This window comes from Bradyrhizobium sp. STM 3561 (assembly GCF_045571455.1).
GTDB lineage: Bacteria > Pseudomonadota > Alphaproteobacteria > Rhizobiales > Xanthobacteraceae > Bradyrhizobium > Bradyrhizobium vignae.
In genome coordinates, this window is the sequence record NZ_CP120695.1 from 2,056,420 (window position 1) to 2,073,303 (window position 16,884).

Annotated in this window: 15 protein-coding genes; 8 read left to right on the top strand and 7 right to left on the bottom strand. The window is 63.2% G+C overall.

Annotation, left to right across the window (positions count from 1 at the left end):
* Nucleotides 1-9: 9 nt before the first annotated feature.
* The 3 genes from P6U28_RS09335 to P6U28_RS09345 form a co-directional block, all read right to left on the bottom strand.
* A complete protein-coding gene (locus P6U28_RS09335; protein ID WP_164936831.1) occupies nucleotides 10-1,605 on the bottom strand; it encodes a HAMP domain-containing sensor histidine kinase in 1,596 nt (531 codons plus the stop codon).
* 137 nt (nucleotides 1,606-1,742) lie between these two features.
* Nucleotides 1,743-3,020 carry a sodium:proton antiporter NhaD gene (gene nhaD, locus P6U28_RS09340; RefSeq protein ID WP_122403876.1) on the bottom strand — a complete coding sequence of 426 codons (1,278 nt, stop codon included), beginning with the start codon at nucleotides 3,018-3,020 and terminating at the stop codon, nucleotides 1,743-1,745.
* A gap of 22 nt (nucleotides 3,021-3,042) precedes the next feature.
* Nucleotides 3,043-3,915, bottom strand: coding sequence for an NAD(P)-dependent oxidoreductase (locus P6U28_RS09345; protein ID WP_122403875.1), 873 nt, complete (start codon nucleotides 3,913-3,915; stop codon nucleotides 3,043-3,045).
* Between the two features lie 184 nt (nucleotides 3,916-4,099).
* Here P6U28_RS09345 and P6U28_RS09350 point away from each other — a divergent pair, with 184 nt between their 5' ends.
* The 6 genes from P6U28_RS09350 to P6U28_RS09375 all read left to right on the top strand — a co-directional run bounded on the left by P6U28_RS09350 (nucleotide 4,100) and on the right by P6U28_RS09375 (nucleotide 10,375).
* Nucleotides 4,100-4,537: a VOC family protein gene (locus P6U28_RS09350; protein WP_122403874.1), complete on the top strand. Its 438-nt coding sequence runs from the start codon at nucleotides 4,100-4,102 to the stop codon at nucleotides 4,535-4,537.
* A gap of 53 nt (nucleotides 4,538-4,590) precedes the next feature.
* Nucleotides 4,591-5,727: an Mrp/NBP35 family ATP-binding protein gene (locus P6U28_RS09355; RefSeq protein ID WP_122403873.1), complete on the top strand. Its 1,137-nt coding sequence runs from the start codon at nucleotides 4,591-4,593 to the stop codon at nucleotides 5,725-5,727.
* A gap of 204 nt (nucleotides 5,728-5,931) precedes the next feature.
* Complete coding sequence (locus P6U28_RS09360) at nucleotides 5,932-7,020, top strand: TRAP transporter substrate-binding protein (RefSeq protein WP_122403872.1); 1,089 nt, start codon at nucleotides 5,932-5,934, stop codon at nucleotides 7,018-7,020.
* Between the two features lie 163 nt (nucleotides 7,021-7,183).
* Nucleotides 7,184-8,272 (top strand): TRAP transporter substrate-binding protein, encoded by a 1,089-nt coding sequence (locus tag P6U28_RS09365; protein WP_122403871.1) that lies wholly within the window; start codon nucleotides 7,184-7,186, stop codon nucleotides 8,270-8,272.
* Between the two features lie 347 nt (nucleotides 8,273-8,619).
* Nucleotides 8,620-8,970: a hypothetical protein gene (locus P6U28_RS09370; protein WP_122406734.1), complete on the top strand. Its 351-nt coding sequence runs from the start codon at nucleotides 8,620-8,622 to the stop codon at nucleotides 8,968-8,970.
* Nucleotides 8,971-9,103: 133 nt separating this feature from the next.
* On the top strand, nucleotides 9,104-10,375 hold the full coding sequence (locus P6U28_RS09375; RefSeq protein ID WP_129143106.1) for an NRAMP family divalent metal transporter: 1,272 nt from the start codon (nucleotides 9,104-9,106) through the stop codon (nucleotides 10,373-10,375).
* Nucleotides 10,376-10,484: 109 nt separating this feature from the next.
* Here the strand turns inward: P6U28_RS09375 and P6U28_RS09380 are convergent, their stop codons facing one another.
* A complete protein-coding gene (locus tag P6U28_RS09380) occupies nucleotides 10,485-10,721 on the bottom strand; it encodes a hypothetical protein (RefSeq protein ID WP_162500332.1) in 237 nt (78 codons plus the stop codon).
* Nucleotides 10,722-10,923: 202 nt separating this feature from the next.
* Here P6U28_RS09380 and P6U28_RS09385 point away from each other — a divergent pair, with 202 nt between their 5' ends.
* Nucleotides 10,924-11,598: a response regulator transcription factor gene (locus P6U28_RS09385; RefSeq protein ID WP_122406733.1), complete on the top strand. Its 675-nt coding sequence runs from the start codon at nucleotides 10,924-10,926 to the stop codon at nucleotides 11,596-11,598.
* 1 nt (nucleotide 11,599) lies between these two features.
* Nucleotides 11,600-13,051, top strand: coding sequence for an ATP-binding protein (locus P6U28_RS09390; protein ID WP_407122085.1), 1,452 nt, complete (start codon nucleotides 11,600-11,602; stop codon nucleotides 13,049-13,051).
* 58 nt (nucleotides 13,052-13,109) lie between these two features.
* Here the strand turns inward: P6U28_RS09390 and P6U28_RS09395 are convergent, their stop codons facing one another.
* From P6U28_RS09395 to P6U28_RS09405, 3 genes are all read right to left on the bottom strand, one after another.
* A complete protein-coding gene (locus P6U28_RS09395) occupies nucleotides 13,110-14,399 on the bottom strand; it encodes a M20/M25/M40 family metallo-hydrolase (RefSeq protein WP_407122086.1) in 1,290 nt (429 codons plus the stop codon).
* 235 nt (nucleotides 14,400-14,634) lie between these two features.
* A complete protein-coding gene (locus tag P6U28_RS09400) occupies nucleotides 14,635-16,236 on the bottom strand; it encodes a TRAP transporter large permease subunit (protein ID WP_122403866.1) in 1,602 nt (533 codons plus the stop codon).
* The gene (locus P6U28_RS09405; RefSeq protein WP_122403865.1) at nucleotides 16,233-16,772 is read right to left on the bottom strand and encodes a TRAP transporter small permease subunit; all 540 of its coding nucleotides are present in this window, start codon (nucleotides 16,770-16,772) and stop codon (nucleotides 16,233-16,235) included. Before P6U28_RS09405 ends, P6U28_RS09400 begins: the two co-directional genes overlap by 4 nt.
* Nucleotides 16,773-16,884 lie beyond the last annotated feature (112 nt).

A 16,884-nucleotide genomic window follows, 5' to 3' on the forward strand; every position in this document is an offset into this window, starting at 1 on the left:
AGCATCTGGTTAGGAACCTGTGCCGGCGCTCATGATCGGCTTGTGGCGCGGCCGGCGTTTCTCGTCCGGCAGGACGGAACTTTCCGGCTGGAGAGGCGGAGAATCATCCGACAGCGGCGCCAGCGCGCTCATCACGCGCTCCGGCGGGAAGGTGACGATTACCTCGGTGCCGATGCGCAGCTTCGATTTCAGCGTGAACGTGCCGCCATGCAGGTCGATCAGATTCTTGGCGATCGGCAGGCCGAGGCCGGCGCCCTGTTCAGCTGACTTGATCGAATTGGAGCCTTGGCCGAAGGATGCGAGCACCACCGGGATCTCGTCCTCGGGGATGCCGGAGCCGGTATCCTTCACCGAGAGATATTGCCCGCCCGAGGCGGTCCATCCCGCCTTGAGCCAGATCTCGCCGCCTTGGGGGGTGAACTTGATCGCGTTGGAGAGCAGATTGAGCACGACCTGGCGGATCGCGCGCTCATCGGCCCAAAGCCGCGGCATGGCCTGCTCGAACACTTCGTGGATGGTGATACCGCGGCTCGAAGCACGCAGTTTCATCAAATGATGGCAGTCTGCGACGATACCGACCAGCGACACCGCTTCCTCGTTGAGTTCGTAGCGGCCGGCCTCGATCCGCGACAGATCGAGGATCTCGTTGATGAGGTTCAGCAGGTGCACGCCGGAATTATGGATGTCCGCCGAGTACTCCTTGTAAACCGGCACCGCATGCGCGCCGAAAATTTCGCTCTTCATCACCTCGGAGAAGCCGAGAATGGCGTTCAGCGGCGTGCGCAGCTCGTGGCTCATCTGCGCGAGGAAGCGCGACTTGGCGACATTGGCGGCTTCGGCGCGGTGGCGGGCTTCGTCCGAGATTGCCTTGGCCTGTTCCAACTCGCCGATCAGCGCATCCTTCTCTGCGCGCGCTTCCAGCGTGGCAAAGGTGGAGGAGTGCAGGCGGTGCGCCAGCAGGACGAAATAGCCTTCGGCCGCGAGCGCGAGTGCCGCCAGGATGTAATTGTCCAGCGAGCCGGTCATCACGAAGCTCAGCGCCATCGCGACGGCGACCGGCGCGGTGGCGGCAACGGCGGCGATCGGCAGATTGGCAGCGAGCATGCTCGACACTGCGATCACCAGCAGCATCAGGAACATCATCAGCGTTTCCGTGACCATGTCGAGCACGGGATGGATCAGGATCGCCATCCAGCACAGGCCATAGAGCAGGTCGAGCATGACAAAGCGCGTCCGCCATGCGCGCGTCGCGGAGGGCGAGGCGGGCTCGGTCAGGAAGCGCCGGCAACTGCGGATCATGGCGCTGTGGATGCAAAGCATGCCGGCGGTCCAGGCCGCGGCCGGGATCGGCTGCATCCACAGCCCGAACAGCATGCCGGTCGCCACCACCAGCAGCATCACGACATAGGAGGCAGACAGTCGCGTCTGGGCGTATTGCCGCAGCATCTCGGCGTCGAAGGCCGGCCGGGTTCCACTGGTCGACGTTAACTTGTCGCGTGCCTCGCGCACCCGCTGCGCCGCAGCCCTTCGGCTGCTCGCCGATGGCGCGCTCACCGGCTCGGCCGGAAGCTGCACAACCTCGGGCTTTTCAGCGGGGTTACTCATCAAGCAACACGATTCCTGCCCACGCCGGACGCGGGCCTTCTGCATTGTCTATCTGTGGCAAGAAATCCTTAAGAGCTGACTTAAGGAGCTAAAGAATTACGTTAACCCGGCGTTAATTCGGATCTCGCCTGCGCCGTTCAATGCAGTGCCGCGTGCTGCGCGATGTACACCAGGGCCCCGGCCAAATATCCCACCAAGGCCGGCCCCGCGATGCGGCGCGCGTACCAGAAGAACTCGATCTTTTCGAGGCCCATGGCGGCAACACCCGCCGCCGAACCGATGATCAGGATCGAGCCGCCGGTGCCGGCGCAATAGGCGATGAACTCCCAGATGAAGCTGTCGGGCGGATAATGCGCGAGGTCGTACATGCCCATGGTCGCGGCGACCAGCGGTACGTTGTCGATGACGGCGCTCAGCAGGCCGAGCACGACGACGATGACGTCCTGGCGGTCGATGGCGGTATCCAGCCAGCGCGCCAGCATCGACAGCAGGCCGGCATGCTCGAGGCAGGCAACCGCGAGCAGGATGCCGACGAAGAACACGACCGAGCTCATGTCGATCCGGGTCAGCGCGTGCACCAGCGTGAGAGGCTGGCGCACGTGTTCCTCCTTGTGGCGATGCACGATCTCGCCGACCAGCCAGAGCACGCCGAGGCCGAACAGGATGCCCATGAAGGGCGCCAGATGCGTGACCGCCTTGAACGCCGGCACCGCGATCAGTGTGCCGAGGCCGAGATAGAACATGAGGTTGCGCTCGAACCGGTCGACGGCCAGCAATCCGTTATCTTTCGGCGGCGGTGCGATGATCTTGCCCCTGAGCGAGAAGCTGATGAAGACGAGCGGCACCAGCAGATTGAGCAGCGAGGGCAGGAACACCGCGCTCATGATCTTGAGCGGCGAGATCTGTCCGCCGATCCACAACATGGTCGTGGTGACGTCGCCGATCACGGTCCAGGCGCCGCCGGCATTGGCGGCAATGACGATGAGGGAGGCGAACAACAGGCGGTCGTCGCGGCGGGCGATCAGCTTCTGGATCAGCGAGATCATGACGATGGTGGTCGTCAGATTATCCAGAATCGCGCTGAGGAAGAACGTGACGAAGCCGATCAGCCAGATCAGCGTGACCTGGCTCGTGGTGCGGATCAGCGAGGTGATGACCTCGAAGCCATCATGGGCGTCGATCACCTCGACGATCGTCATGGCGCAGATCAAGAAGAAGACGATCTGCGCGGTGGAGCCGACGGACGCGTCGAGCTGGCGGCCGACCAGCGCGTGGTCGCCGGTTGCGACAGCGTAGATGGTCCACAGCAGCCCAGCGCCGAGCAGCGCCGTAGCGCTCTTGTTGACGCGAAGCGGGTGCTCGAGCGCGATCGCCGCATAGGCGAGGATGAAGATGGCGGCGATCGCGATCAGCAAGGTCGTTTCAGAACGTCAGCTGTCAGCGATTGAGTCGTGCAAGCAGGCTCGACGTATCCCAGCGCTTGCCACCCATCTTCTCGACCTCGGAGTAGAACTGGTCGACCAGCGCGGTCACTGGCAGATTGGCGCCGTTGCGGCGGGCTTCAGCCAGCGAGATCGAGAGGTCCTTGCGCATCCACTCGACCGCGAAGCCGAAATCGTACTTGCCCTCGTTCATGGTCTTGTAGCGGTTCTCCATCTGCCAGGACTGTGCGGCCCCTTTCGAGATGGTCTCGATCACCGCGGCGACGTCGAGGCCACTCTTCTTGGCGAAGTGGATGCCCTCGGAGAGACCCTGCACCAGACCGGCGATGCAGATCTGGTTGACCATCTTCGTCAGCTGGCCGCTTCCGGCGGGCCCGAGCAGCTTGCACATCCGTGCATAGGCGCCCGTGATGATCGGCTCGGCGCCCGAATAAGCGTCTTGCGCGCCGCCGCACATCACGGTCAGCACGCCGTTCTCGGCGCCGGCCTGGCCGCCGGAGACGGGCGCATCGACGAATTTGAAGCCGGCCTTGGTGGCGGCCGCGTCGAGCTCACGTGCGACCTCGGCGGAGGCGGTGGTATGGTCGACGAAGGTCGCACCCTTCTTCATGCCGGCGAACGCGCCGTCGGGGCCGATCGTGACCGCGCGCAGATCGTTGTCGTTGCCGACGCAGCACATCACGAAATCCTGGCCCTCGGCGGCCGCCTTCGGCGTCGGTGCGGTCTTGCCGCCGAATTTGTCCGCCCATTCTTTCGCCTTGGCCGCGGTGCGGTTGTAGACGGTGACCTCATGGCCCCCTTTTTTCACGAGGTGTCCGGCCATGGGGAAGCCCATCACGCCGAGACCGAGGAAAGCGACTTTAGCCATTGTGGTACCTTGTCCGTAGTTTGGGTTTTACGGTTCTTGCCAGGCGGGGGACGCCTGGGTTCCGCGGTGAGGGCGGATCGGAGGCGCACCATAAACCCTTGAGGGCAGAGGGCAACGGCTTCGTTTGGCGGCCTCCTGTGCTAGGATGATGGACCTAAGGACTTCAAAACAAGGGAGCGAGAGCATGGGCGGCGTGAGCGTTGGCGTCCTCGATCATTTCAACATCCGGACGCGGAATCTGGCCGAGACCGTCCGCTTCTACGAGGATGTGCTGGGCCTGGAAAAAGGGCCACGGCCGAATTTCGTCTTCCCGGGCGCCTGGATGTATAGCGAGGGCAAGCCAGTGGTGCACCTCGTCGATATTTCTCCGACCGCCGAGCCACAAAAGCCGGATTCCGGCGTTGTCCACCACGTCGCCTTCGTCAGTCGCGGCTTTGACGGCATGAAACTGCGGCTGGCGTCAAAGGGGATGAAGTTCGAGTCCCGCCAGGTGCCCGGCGGCGACCTCTGGCAGATCTTCGTCCACGACCCCAACGGGGTCATGATCGAGCTGAACTACGAGGCCGCCAGGGAGCAGGGGGCGGCGCCTGCCGAAAAAGCCGACGATATCGGCAGGCAGTAGCCTTTTGGGCGTTTCCGCTCTAATGGGGCATCCTCAAGTCCAGGAGATGCGCTTTGAGCGTGACGCAGCAACAGGTTCTCGACAGCCTCACCAAGGTCAAATCACCCCGCGGGGTCGCGCTCACCCATGCCAATGTGCTGAGCGCGATCAGCGCGTCGGACGGCAAGGTGTTCTTCTCGATCAATGTCGATGCCGCCGAGGCAAGGGCCTGGGAATCGGTCCGGGCCGAAGCGGAGGCCGCCGTGCGCACCATTCCCGGCGTCACCACGGTCATGGTGGCGTTGACCGCCGAGCGCAAACCGGGTGCCGCGCCGCCGCCACCCCCGCAGCCGAGCCGCGGCTCGCCTGGCGTGCAGCCGGTCCATGCCCACAAGCCGCCGCAGGGCGGTGGCTCGCCGATGGCACGGCAGTCTGAGATCCCCGGCGTCGCCGCGGTGATTGCGGTGGCGTCCGGCAAGGGCGGCGTCGGCAAGTCGACCACGGCGCTCAATTTGGCGCTCGGCCTGCGCGACCTCGGCCTCAAGGTCGGGCTGCTCGATGCCGACATCTACGGCCCCTCAGTGCCACGCCTGACGGGCTTGCGCGACAAGCCGGAGCTGAACGGCGAGCGCAAGATGATTCCGCTTCGGCGTTTCGGCCTCGCAATCATGTCGATCGGTTTCCTGGTCGAGGAGGAGACCGCGATGATCTGGCGCGGTCCCATGGTGATGTCGGCGGTGACGCAGATGCTGCGCGACGTCGAATGGGGCAAGCTCGACGTGCTCGTCGTCGACATGCCGCCGGGCACCGGCGATGCCCAGCTCACGCTGGCGCAGAACGTGCCGCTTAAGGGCGCCGTGATCGTCTCGACCCCGCAGGATCTGTCCCTGATCGACGCGCGGCGGGGCCTTGCCATGTTCAAGAAGGTCAACGTGCCCGTGCTCGGCATCGTCGAGAACATGAGTTACTTCCAGTGCCCGCATTGCGGCACGCGGTCGGATATTTTCGGTCATGGCGGGGCGCGGCATGAGGCCGAGAAGCTCGGGGTACCGTTCCTGGGCGAGATCCCCCTGCACATGGCGATTCGCGCCACCTCGGACGCGGGCAATCCCGTGGTCGACAGCGAGCCGGACGGTCCCCATGCGGCGATCTACCGCGCCATCGCCGGCCAGGTCCGGGACCAGCTCAAGGGTGTCATCGCGGCGGCCTGATCCGATCCCCGCGGCCAGCTGCGGGGACATGCGACTTTCGTAGAGCCCCGTCATGCCATTGTCGCGTTCCGCAAGCGGGGCTTCCGTGTTAAAGGCCCACGGCAGTCAAGCCCCTTCGGTTCGACGCGTCCCGACGCGTCGCCGAAATGCGCGGCGGCAAGAAGAGAAGTCAAGGGGAAACGCCCCAGCAAGGAGAGACCTGAGATGAAGCGTCGTGATTTTCTCAAAGTGTCGGCAGCAGGCGCGGCGGCGACCGCGGTGGCCTCGCCGGCGATCGCGCAGTCCTCGCCCGAGGTAAAGTGGCGGCTGACTTCGAGCTTTCCGAAGTCACTCGACACCATCTATGGCGGCGCCGAGCAGGTGGCGAAATACGTCGCCGAAATGACTGACAACAAGTTCCAGATCCAGGTGTTCGCGGCCGGTGAAATCGTCCCTGGCCTGCAGGCCCTCGATGCGACCTCGAACGGCACGGTCGAGATGTGCCACACCGTCTCCTACTATTACGTCGGCAAGGATCCGACCTTCGCGATCTTCGCCTCGGTGCCGTTCGGCCTCAATGCGCGCCAGCAGAATTCGTGGCTCTACCAGGGCGGCGGCAACGAGCTCGCCAACGAGTTCTTCAAGAAGTCGAATGTGATCGGCTTCCCTTGCGGCAACACCGGCACCCAGATGGGCGGCTGGTTCCGCAAGGAGATCAAGACGGTTGCCGACCTCTCCGGCCTCAAGATGCGCATCGGCGGCATCGCCGGCCAGGTGCTTCAGAAGGTCGGCGTGGTGCCGCAGCAGCTCGCCGGCGGCGACATTTATCCCGCGCTGGAAAAGGGCACCATCGACGCCGCCGAGTGGGTCGGCCCCTACGATGACGAGAAGCTCGGCTTCGCCAAGGTCGCCAAGTACTACTACTATCCAGGCTTCTGGGAAGGCGGCCCGACCGTGCATGCCTTCACCAACCTGGAAAAGTGGAATGCGCTGCCGAAGAATTACCAGGCGATTCTCACCAACGCGATGGCCAATGCCAACACCTGGATGGCCGCGCGCTACGACATGCAGAACCCGTCGGCGTTGAAGCGTCTGGTCGCGGGTGGCACCCAGCTCCGTCCCTTCACCAACGAAGTGCTGGAGGCCTGCCTCAAGGCGACTAACGAATTGTGGGCGGAGACCTCGGCCAAGAACGCCGACTTCAAGAAGTCGATCGACGCCATGCAGGCCTACCGCTCCGACGAATATCTGTGGTGGCAGGTTGCCGAATACACCTATGACAGCTTCATGATCCGCTCGCGCACCCGCGGCTGATCTACGGCTTAAGTCGTAAGACCGGATAGCCCGGCCTCGCAGGAGGCCGGGCTTTTTCGTTGCCGCAGTGCGATCGGGATGGCTTTCGGCCCGGCGATGTTCCATGCTGTCGGAAAGCCTCGACAAGAAGGCTCCACAAGCACATCCATCAGGGTAGGAAATCATGAAGAGAAGAGACTTCATCAAGGTCACAGGACTTGGTGCGGCCGGCGCCGCCACGCTCGCGGCTCCCGCGATCGCGCAGTCGATGCCGGAAATCAAATGGCGGATGCCCACGAGCTGGCCGAAATCGCTCGACACGCTGTTTGGCGGTGCCGAGATGATGTGCAAGATGGTCGCTGAGGCGACCGACAACAAATTCCAGATCCAGATCTTCGCGGCCGGCGAGATTGTGCCGGGTCTCCAGGTGCTCGACGCCGTGCAGAACGGCACCTGCGAGATCGGCCACACCGCGTCCTACTATTATTTCGGCAAGGACCCGACCTTCACCTTCGGCTCGGCCGTGCCGTTCGGGCCCAACATGCGCATCAACCAGGCCTGGTACATGCAAGGCGGCGGACGTGACGTTCTCAACGAGTTCTACAAGAGCTACAACGTCATCTCGCTGCTCGCGGGCAACACCGGCTGCCAGATGGGCGGCTGGTTCAGGAAAGAGGTCAACTCGCCCGAGGATCTCAAGGGCATGAAATTCCGCATCGGCGGCTTTGCCGGCCGTGTGCTCCAGAAACTCGGCGTGGTGCCGCAGCAGCTCGCCGGCGGCGATATCTATCCAGCGCTGGAGAAGGGCACCATCGATGCCGCGGAATGGGTTGGTCCCTATGACGACGAGAAGCTCGGCTTCTACAAGATCGCGCCGCACTACTACTATCCCGGCTGGTGGGAAGGCGGGCCGATGCTGCTGGCCTTCGTCAATCTCGACAAATGGAACGCGCTGCCGAAATATTACCAGAGCGTGCTGGAGCAGGCCGGCCACTATGCCAACAACTACATGATGGCACGCTACGACACCGCCAATCCGCTGGCGCTGAAGAAGCTGCTTGCCGGCGGCGCCAAGCTGCACGCCTTCTCGCCGGCGATCATGGATGCCTGCTACAAGGCCGCCAAGGAGCTGCACGCCGAAGTTGGCGCAACCAACCCCAACTTCAAGAAGGTGCACGACTCCCTCGCCAAGTTCACGGGCGACGGCTACGCCTGGTTCCAGGTCGCCGAGGTCGGCTACGACATCTTCATGGCGCGGCGCTCACAGAGCTGATCACGTCATCTGTCGCATGCAGCGCTCCGGAGCGAAGGCTCCGGGGCGTTCTTTTTGGGCGTCGCGAAGAGTGCCCCACTCAAAACTCGAAAAACAACCCCATGCACAGTAGCCAACCGATTGATAAGTCGTGAAAAAAATTGGCGGTACAAACGGTCTTCGCGGGAGGCGGGTCTGTGCTGCGGCATGCAGGAGAGGGCGACTCCGGAGCCGGCTCGATCGAAGGATCGTTCCGCTCAACAGCTCCTACGAACCAGGAGCGGTTTGACCTGTCGGGCAAAACAGTGGCAGAGTATGAGTATCGAATAATCCGAAATATCTCGCCGGCACCCACTCTGGAGACGACGATGAGCTTCGATCCCGACGCCGTCCAAAGGGCGCTTCGCAAGGCGTGGTCATTGTCGACCTCAAGCCAATGGAGTGCGGATAATCCGGCGGCAGGGCAATGCAACGTCACGGCATTGCTGATACGAGAACTCTTCTGCGGTGAATTACTGAAGACGCCCTTGTCGGCCGGCGACCACTTCTACAACCGGATTGAAGGGCAGAGATACGACTTCACGGCGAGCCAGTTCGATCAGCCGATTGTTTACGCGGATCTACCTGCGGATCCGGCCGAGGCAGAGCTGGGAGCAACAGGCGACCAGCTGGCTGCACTCAGAGCGGCCTTCGAGTCGCAGCGTATCAAGCCAGCTTAAGTGAGGAGGAGGCAACCTGGCGCCTCGCTTCGGAAGGTCCGGTGAGGCCGCCGCGGACCACGTCATCGCATAGGAACTACGATCAGCCGCCGGCACTTGTCGACGTCAAAGGGCAAGGAGTGCCGCGGATTACATGGCCGACAAGGACGACCAGAAGGAACGAGGGCTCGCAAGGTCGATAGGGGTGGGCGTCATCACCGGGGCGGCCGACGACGATCCTTCCGCAATCGGCACCTATGCCAGCGCCGGGGCGCAATTCGGAACACAAATCCTCTGGTTGGCGCCTGTCGTCCTGCCGATGATGTTCACGGTCGTCTACCTGTCCTCGAAGTTGGGGCAAGTTTCGGGACGAGGGCTCTTCCACGTCATCCGAGACTTCTATCCGCGCTGGCTGCTCTGGGCTGTGCTGGTGGGCGTGATGATCGGCAACACGATCGAAGCGGCCGCCGATCTCGGCGGCATGGCCGCCGCGCTCGGCATTTTCATTCCGCTCCCCGTTCCATGGATCGTGGTTGCAGTCGCCGTCGTACTGCTGGCACTTCAATTATGGGGATCTTACGCAACCATACGGGCGATCTTCCGCTGGCTCGCCCTGGCGCTGCTCGCCTACGCGGCCGCCGCTCTGCTCGCTCAGCCAGATCCTGCAGAGGTCTTGATTGGCACATTCATCCCCACGGTGCGGTTAGACCGGCACTTTCTGTCCATCGTCGTCGCGATCATCGGGACTTCGTTGTCGGCCTATATCTACACTTGGGAATCCAACCAGCAGGTCGAAGAGAAGATTGAGGAAGGGAAGATCAGACTTTCTCAGCGCATCGGAGCATCCAGTACCGAGCTCTCCCGCAGCCGCCGCGACGTGCTCATCGGCATGCTGTTTTCCAATGCCGTCATGTATTTCATCATCATGTCCACAGGAGTCACGCTCCACGACCACGGCCAGACCAACATAGAAACCGCTGCGCAAGCGGCGGAGGCGTTGCGCCCTCTTGCTGGTGCGGGCGCAAGCGTGCTGTTTACCGCTGGCATCATAGGCGTCGGGTTTCTCGCCGTACCGGTGATGACTGCCGGCGCCGCGTACGATCTAGCACAGGCGCTCGGCTGGAGGGCCAGCCTTCACGCCCGTCCACGCGAAGCACCGGGATTCTATTGGGCGATTGCCGGACTCACAGCGATTGCTGTCGCTCTGAACTTCCTTGGTTTCAATCCGATGCAGGCCCTGGTCTGGTCGGGGATCGTTCAGGGATTTTCGACCCCGCCGCTCTTGTTGCTGATCATGTTTATGACCAACAACCGCAAGATCATGGGGGACAAGGTGAATTCTGCGTGGATGAACGCGCTCGGCTGGATCACCACGGCCGCCGTGTTCTCGGCCAGCGCCGGGCTCGTAGTAACATGGTTCCTTTAAAGTCGTACTCTTTCATTGCTGGTCGTCATCGGGTTCGCAGCCGGTCTGACGATGGTGCTCGAACACACGTTCTGAAGCCGCTACGCGCTGTTCGAAGCGCGGGGGTGACCTAACCCTTAAGGTCGTACTGCTTGCTGAGGTGATCGCCGATCTGAACCAGCATGGCGACACATTCCGGATAACCGGGCCGATCCGACGTGGCCTGATCTGCGCTGGCTCGAAACTCCCAGGAACTGCCGTCGCGAATGATGGAAATCGTCATTGTGTCGGGACAGTCGGCGTGAGCCTTCAACTCGGCCCTTGCCATTGCAATCAGCTCGCTTTCCGTTTTCAACGGTCTGCTCATGAAGCTCATCCTTTCGTCCTGGGGCCGAATTTGCTGGTCTGGTCAACCACTGGAACACATCTGATCGGCTGACATGAAGCTGACAAGATCTTGACTAGTCAACCGGCTGCTTTTTCACTGGCCCAAGCGCTCGGAATAGTGGAAGAGAGCGCCGATGCGGCGCAGGCCGTACAATGACACCGGGCTGTCCGGCGGGACTTTGATGCGCCTTCTGATCGTTGAGGACAATGTCGAGCTGTCGCGGCTCGTTGCCGGCGGGCTGGCGGCGGCCGGCTATGAGAGCGACATCGTCGGCAGCGCGGCCGAGGCACGCGAGGCGGTGAGCAGTGTCAGCTATGCCGCGATGATTCTCGACCTTGGCCTGCCCGACGGCGACGGCCTGTCGGTGCTGCGCGAGCTGCGCCTCAAGATGGAGCCACTGCCGGTGCTGGTGCTGACCGCGCGGGGCGGCGTGCAGGACCGCGTCAGCGGCTTGCGCAGCGGTGCCGACGACTACCTCGTAAAACCGTTCGCGATGGAGGAACTGGTGGCGCGGCTGGAGGCGATCCTGCGCCGGCCGGGCCAGCTGCTCGGCCGCTCGCTCAGTCTCGCCAACCTCGTCTACGACACCGAGAGCCGCCAGATCTTCGTCGACGACCAGCCGCGGATCATCTCCGCGCGCGAGACCTCGGTGCTCGAGATCCTGCTGCGCCGGCAGGGGCGGGTCGTGCCGAAGAAGAACGTCGAGGACCACATCTTCGGGCTCGAAGGCGAAGTCGCTTCCAACGCGGTCGAGGTCTATGTCTCGCGACTGCGCAAGCAGCTGGCGGAACATGGCGCCAAGGTGGTGATCCACACCATCCGGGGCGTCGGCTATCTCATGACCGAGGAGAAATAGCGTGACCCAGCTCGGATCCGGCGCCGGGTCCTATGGCAGGTCGCCGACCTTCAAATCGCTGATCTGGCGCATCGTGTTCCTCCACATCGTTGCGGTCGCGGTGGTCGCGATCTTCCTGCCGCTGGTACTGTTCTGGCTGCTCAATTCCGAGATCAGCCAGCTGCATCGCGACGCCATGCGCGCCCAGGCCGAGGTGCTGGCGGAGCGCATCGTGGCGCAGCCGGACGGTACGTTGACCTTCAACCTGCCCGACAGCCTCAAGGGCCTCTATTCAGACGCCTATGGACGCTACCAGTACGACATTCGCGACGCCGAAGGCCGGCTGCTGTTCTCCTCCCACCGGCGTTCTCCCGCGGTGGCGGCGCCGCGCTTGTCCGATACCATTTCCGGCGCCGGCGTCACCCGCGACATCGACGGCAAGACGGTGCGCATCCAGGTTGCCGAGGATCTCGCGCACCGCGACGTCATCATCGACGACATCGTCTCGAACTTCTTCCGGCGGGTCGGTTGGATCACCATCCCGATCCTCCTGGTCCTGCTTGCCACCGACATCATCATCTTCCGCCGGGCGGTTGCGCCGCTGTGGAAGGCCTCGGAGGAGGCCAGCAATATCGGCCCGGCGCGGACCGACATCCGCTTGCCTACGGCACAGATCCCGCGCGAGATCCTGCCGCTGGTCACCGCCGTGAACCAGGCACTCGATCGCCTCGAGGGCGGCTTTCGCGTGCAGCGGCAGTTCACGGCGGACGCCGCGCATCAGTTGCGCACGCCGCTCGCGATCCTGCGCACGCGCATCGAGACGCTCGACGACCGTGCGGCACGACAGGCGCTGCATGCCGACATCGAAACCATGAGCCGCCTCGTCGCCCAGCTGCTGGAGATCGCCGAACTCGACACATTGGTGCTCGATCCCGGCGAGACCGCGGATTTGCGCGCCGTCTGCGCCGAGGTGGTCGGCTCGATCGCGCCGTTCGCGATTGCGCAGCACAAGGATATCGAGCTGAAGGGCACGGACGCACCGGTCGAGATCCACGGCAATTCCGAGATGCTCCAGCGTGCGATCTTCAACCTTGCGGAAAACGCCATCAAGTTCACGGCAAAGGACACCTCCGTCGATGTCGAGGTGCGCGAAGACGGTTCGGTGCGCGTACGTGACCACGGCCCGGGCATCCCGGAAGCCGAACGCGAGCTGATCTTCCAGCGCTTCTGGCGCGGCGACCGCCGGCGCAGCGACGGTGCGGGGCTGGGACTCTCGATCGTGCGCGCAGTGGCGGACGATCACGCGGCCACGGTTGCGGTGGAGAACCTTGCAGGCGGCGGTGCGGAGTTCACGCTTCGGTTCAGGTTGGTGAAGGCGCTAAAGACTGTTGAGAAGAGCTGGCGCGGCAGTGACGCTACACCCTCTCGCCTTGTGGGAGAGGGTGGCGCGCCGCGTCAGCGGCGAGACGGGTGAGGGGTTCTTGCGTTCGCGCCACCTTCTCCCACAAGGCAGAAGGAAGAAAGCGCCGTCCCTATTTCAGCTTGCCGGTGGACAAGTCCATGATCATGCGCGTCGCCAGATACAGCCGCGGCACGATGCTGTCGAGCTTCACATATTCGGCATCGTTGGAGTGCGCGCCGAAGCCCGACAGGCCCATGCCTTCCACCACGGCTCCTTTGGACTGCAGCGCGGCAAAAGCCGCATCGGTGCCGCCTCCGGTCGCCTTCTCGTCCACCTTGAGGGATAGCCCGATCTCTCCGTAGACCGTCTTGCCATAGGCCGCCACCCGGCGCGAGGCCTCGTTGGCTTCGAGTGGCGGGCGTCGTACCTCGAACTTCACGTCGACCCTGGAGTCGGGCAGCAGCCGATTCTTGATCTTGTCCTGCAGCACCTTCTGCAACTCGTCGAAGTCGGACACCTTGAGCGCGCGTGCATCAGCCTGGGCCGTGGCCTCGGCGGGGATCACATTGCGGTTGGTGCCGGCCTTTGAGACGGTCCAGTTCAGCTTCAGGCCCTGCTCGGGTTTGGACAGATCCTTCATCTGCAGCACCTGGTGCGACAGCTCGTACAGCGCATTCACGCCGCCCTCGGGCCGTGCGCCCGCATGTGACGACTTCCCCTGCACGGTGAGATAGGCCGAGCCGATGCCGCTGGTCGCGAGACGCAGCGTCCCGTCGGTGCCGCCGCCTTCGAACGAGAACACCACGTCCTGATCCGAGGCGAGGCGTGTGATGGTGCTGCGCCAGCCGGGGGAGGAGATCTCCTCGTCGCCGTTCGTGAGCACGGTGAGCGTGCCGTAATCCTTGAAGTTCAGCTTCTGCAGCAGGGCCACGGTGTGCAGAATGAGCGCGACGCCCTGCTTGTCGTCGGCAATGCCCAGGCCGTAGGCTTTGTCGCCCTCGATGCGGAACGGCTGGTCCTTCAGCATGCCCTTCAGGTACACCGTGTCCATGTGGGCGATCAGCATGATCTTCTTATCCCCCGTGCCCTTGAACACGGCGCGCACGGCCGGCCCGATCTTTTCGGGGGTGTCGTCGAGGCGATAGATGTCGGTCGGTTGCAGGATCTCCACCGTGCCGCCGAGCTGCTTGAGCTGACCGGCAACACGCTCGGCGATCTGGTTCAGGCCCTCGATGTCCTTGCTGCCGGATTCGATGTTGACGAGATCGCGCAGCGTGTCGAGCAGCGGCTGCTGTTCCTTTTGCGCCAGCGCATGGACATCGGCGATCGGCTCGGCATGCGCGACGGTGGCGGCACATGCCAGCCACAGCGAGGCGATCAACGGAGCGACGAGCGAGGGAACAGGGTGCGATCGGGGCATGCGCGGCGGTCCTTCGGTTGAAGAAGTAGCCCGATATGCCTGTGTTCGCGGCGCTTGTCACGCGCGGCGGTGCTGCCCCCTCCTTGTGGGACCTTGTGGGAGAGGATGGCTTCGCGATAGCGAGGCTGGGTGAGGGGTTGCCTACGCGAGTCGGACTGCGAGTCAAATGCGCGGAGAGAGGCCACCTTCTCCCACAAGGGGAGAAGAGGGCATCGGCGCTTGCTGGTAGAACCACCTACTTCTGCGGCGGGCCGAGATCCAGCGGCGGCAGCTCGATCTGCGGCACTTCGATCTTGACCTTGTCGAGATCGACGTTGAGCGGCTTGTCCAGGAGGCCCGTCACCACGGACGGGAAGATGATCACCAGCAGCACCATGATCAGTTGCAAGCCGATCCAGGGCACGGCGCCCCAATAGATGTCGGAGCTCTTCACTTCCTTCGGCGCGACCCCGCGCAGGTAGAACAGCGCGAAACCGAACGGCGGATGCAGGAACGAGGTCTGCATGTTGACGCAGAGCATCACGCCGAACCAGATCAGGGCCGCGTCCGGTCCCACCACCGGCGCGAGGATCTTCTGCGCGATCGGCGCGATCATCGGCAGGATGATGAAGGCGATCTCGAAGAAGTCGAGGAAGAACGCCAGGAAGAAGATGAAGAGATTGATGAAGATCAGGAAGCCCCAGACGCCGCCGGGCAGCGAGGTCAGGAGATGTTCGAGCCAGACGCCGCCGGAGACGCCGAGAAACACCACCGAGAAGCAGGTCGACCCGATCAGGATGAAGGTGACCATGCAGGTGAGGCGCATGGTGGACTGGTAGCCCTGCGTGATCAGGTCGCGCAGGTCGGGGATGCGCGCGGCACGAATGCAGATCCACGCGATCGCCAGATAGGTCACCGCGAAGGCGATCTTGAAGATCAAGTTCTCGCTGTACAGGATCGCGACGATGGTGCCGATGCCGGCCGCGATCACGCCGATGAGCAAAATCTTGTTGTCGGTCGAGGAGAAGTCCTTGTGGTGGATCGCGGCGAGCACGATCGCGCCGACGGCGCCCATCGCGCCGGCCTCGGTGGGCGTCGCGAGACCCATCATCATGGTGCCGAGCACGACGAAGATCAGCACGGCCGAGGGGATGATGCCCTTCAGACATTTCTTCCACAGCGCCCACCCGGTCAGCGTGCGCGCCTCCAGCGGCACCGCCGGCACATGGCCTGGCTTGATCAGGCCGAGAATGAACGTGTAGCCGGCGAACAAAACGATCTGGAACACCGAGGGGCCCCAGGCGCCGAGATACATGTCGCCGACCGACTTGCCGAGCTGGTCGGCGAGCACGATCAGCACCAGCGAGGGCGGCACCAGCTGAGTGATGGTGCCGGAGGCCGCCAGCACGCCGGTGATGTAGCGCATGTTGTAGCCGTAACGGATCATCACCGGCATCGAGATCAGCGCCATGGCGATCACCTGCGCCGCCACCGTGCCGGTGATGGCACCGAGAATGAAGCCGACGATGATCACGGAATAGCCGAGGCCGCCGCGGACCGGGCCGAACAGCTGGCCCATCGAATCCAGCATGTCCTCGGCGAGACCGCATCTCTCCAATATGGCGCCCATGAACGTGAAGAACGGGATCGCGAGCAGGAGCTCGTTCGACAGCACGCTGCCGAACACGCGGCCGGGAATGGCCTGAAGGAAGTTGAGGTCGAAGAAGCCGAGATGGATGGCGAGGAAGCCGAAGGAGAGGCCGACCGCGGCAAGCGTGAATGCCACGGGGAAGCCGATCAGCATCGCCAGAACCAGGCCGCCGAACATCAAGGGCGGCATCATCTCCAGCGTAATCATTGGGTCGGCCTCTCGTACTTGGCGTCGATCGTCACATAGCCCTGGAGAGCCGCGATACGCTTGATGACCTCGGAAACGCCCTGGATCGCCAGCATCACAAAGCCGGCGGGGATCACGAACTTGATCGGCCAGCGGATCAGGCCGCCGGCGTTGGCCGACATCTCGCCGACGCTGTAGGCCTGCATGAAGAACGGCCAGGACAGATAGGCGAGCAGGAGGCACGAGGGAATCAGGAAGAACAGCGTGCCGATCATGTCGAGCCAGAGCTGACCACGCTCGGACAGGACCAGATAAAAGATCTCGACCCGCACATGTTCATTGCGCTTGAAGGTGTAGGCCGAGCCGAACATCACGAGAATGGCGAACATGTACCATTGCAGCTCGAGCCAGCCGTTTGACGAGTCGTTGAAGGCGTAGCGGATCATGGCGTTGGCCGCGCTAACCAGGCATGCCAGGAGCACGAGCAGGTTACAGACGTACCCAATCTTTTCGTTGAGGGCGTCAATGGCGTTACTCAGCGCCAGCAATGGACGCATCTTACTCTCTCTCTCCGTCGCGGCCTAATACTTCACCGGGAGGCTTCAGCACGTATCGCTCGGCTCGCGTGCAAAAGGCACACGACCACACGGATCGCATTCCGAAGCGATT

Bases quoted from the DNA above. Each gene is read 5' to 3' on its own strand.
- P6U28_RS09360 (WP_122403872.1), top strand. From the start codon at position 5,932: ATGAAGCGTCGTGATTTTCTCAAAGTGTCGGCAGCAGGCGCGGCGGCG.
- P6U28_RS09400 (WP_122403866.1), bottom strand. From the start codon at position 16,236: ATGATTACGCTGGAGATGATGCCGCCCTTGATGTTCGGCGGCCTGGTT.
- P6U28_RS09345 (WP_122403875.1), bottom strand. From the start codon at position 3,915: ATGGCTAAAGTCGCTTTCCTCGGTCTCGGCGTGATGGGCTTCCCCATG.
- P6U28_RS09365 (WP_122403871.1), top strand. From the start codon at position 7,184: ATGAAGAGAAGAGACTTCATCAAGGTCACAGGACTTGGTGCGGCCGGC.
- P6U28_RS09380 (WP_162500332.1), bottom strand. From the start codon at position 10,721: ATGAGCAGACCGTTGAAAACGGAAAGCGAGCTGATTGCAATGGCAAGG.
- P6U28_RS09350 (WP_122403874.1), top strand. From the start codon at position 4,100: ATGGGCGGCGTGAGCGTTGGCGTCCTCGATCATTTCAACATCCGGACG.
- P6U28_RS09370 (WP_122406734.1), top strand. From the start codon at position 8,620: ATGAGCTTCGATCCCGACGCCGTCCAAAGGGCGCTTCGCAAGGCGTGG.
- P6U28_RS09395 (WP_407122086.1), bottom strand. From the start codon at position 14,399: ATGCCCCGATCGCACCCTGTTCCCTCGCTCGTCGCTCCGTTGATCGCC.
- P6U28_RS09375 (WP_129143106.1), top strand. From the start codon at position 9,104: ATGGCCGACAAGGACGACCAGAAGGAACGAGGGCTCGCAAGGTCGATA.
- P6U28_RS09335 (WP_164936831.1), bottom strand. From the start codon at position 1,605: ATGAGTAACCCCGCTGAAAAGCCCGAGGTTGTGCAGCTTCCGGCCGAG.
- P6U28_RS09405 (WP_122403865.1), bottom strand. From the start codon at position 16,772: ATGCGTCCATTGCTGGCGCTGAGTAACGCCATTGACGCCCTCAACGAA.
- P6U28_RS09385 (WP_122406733.1), top strand. From the start codon at position 10,924: ATGCGCCTTCTGATCGTTGAGGACAATGTCGAGCTGTCGCGGCTCGTT.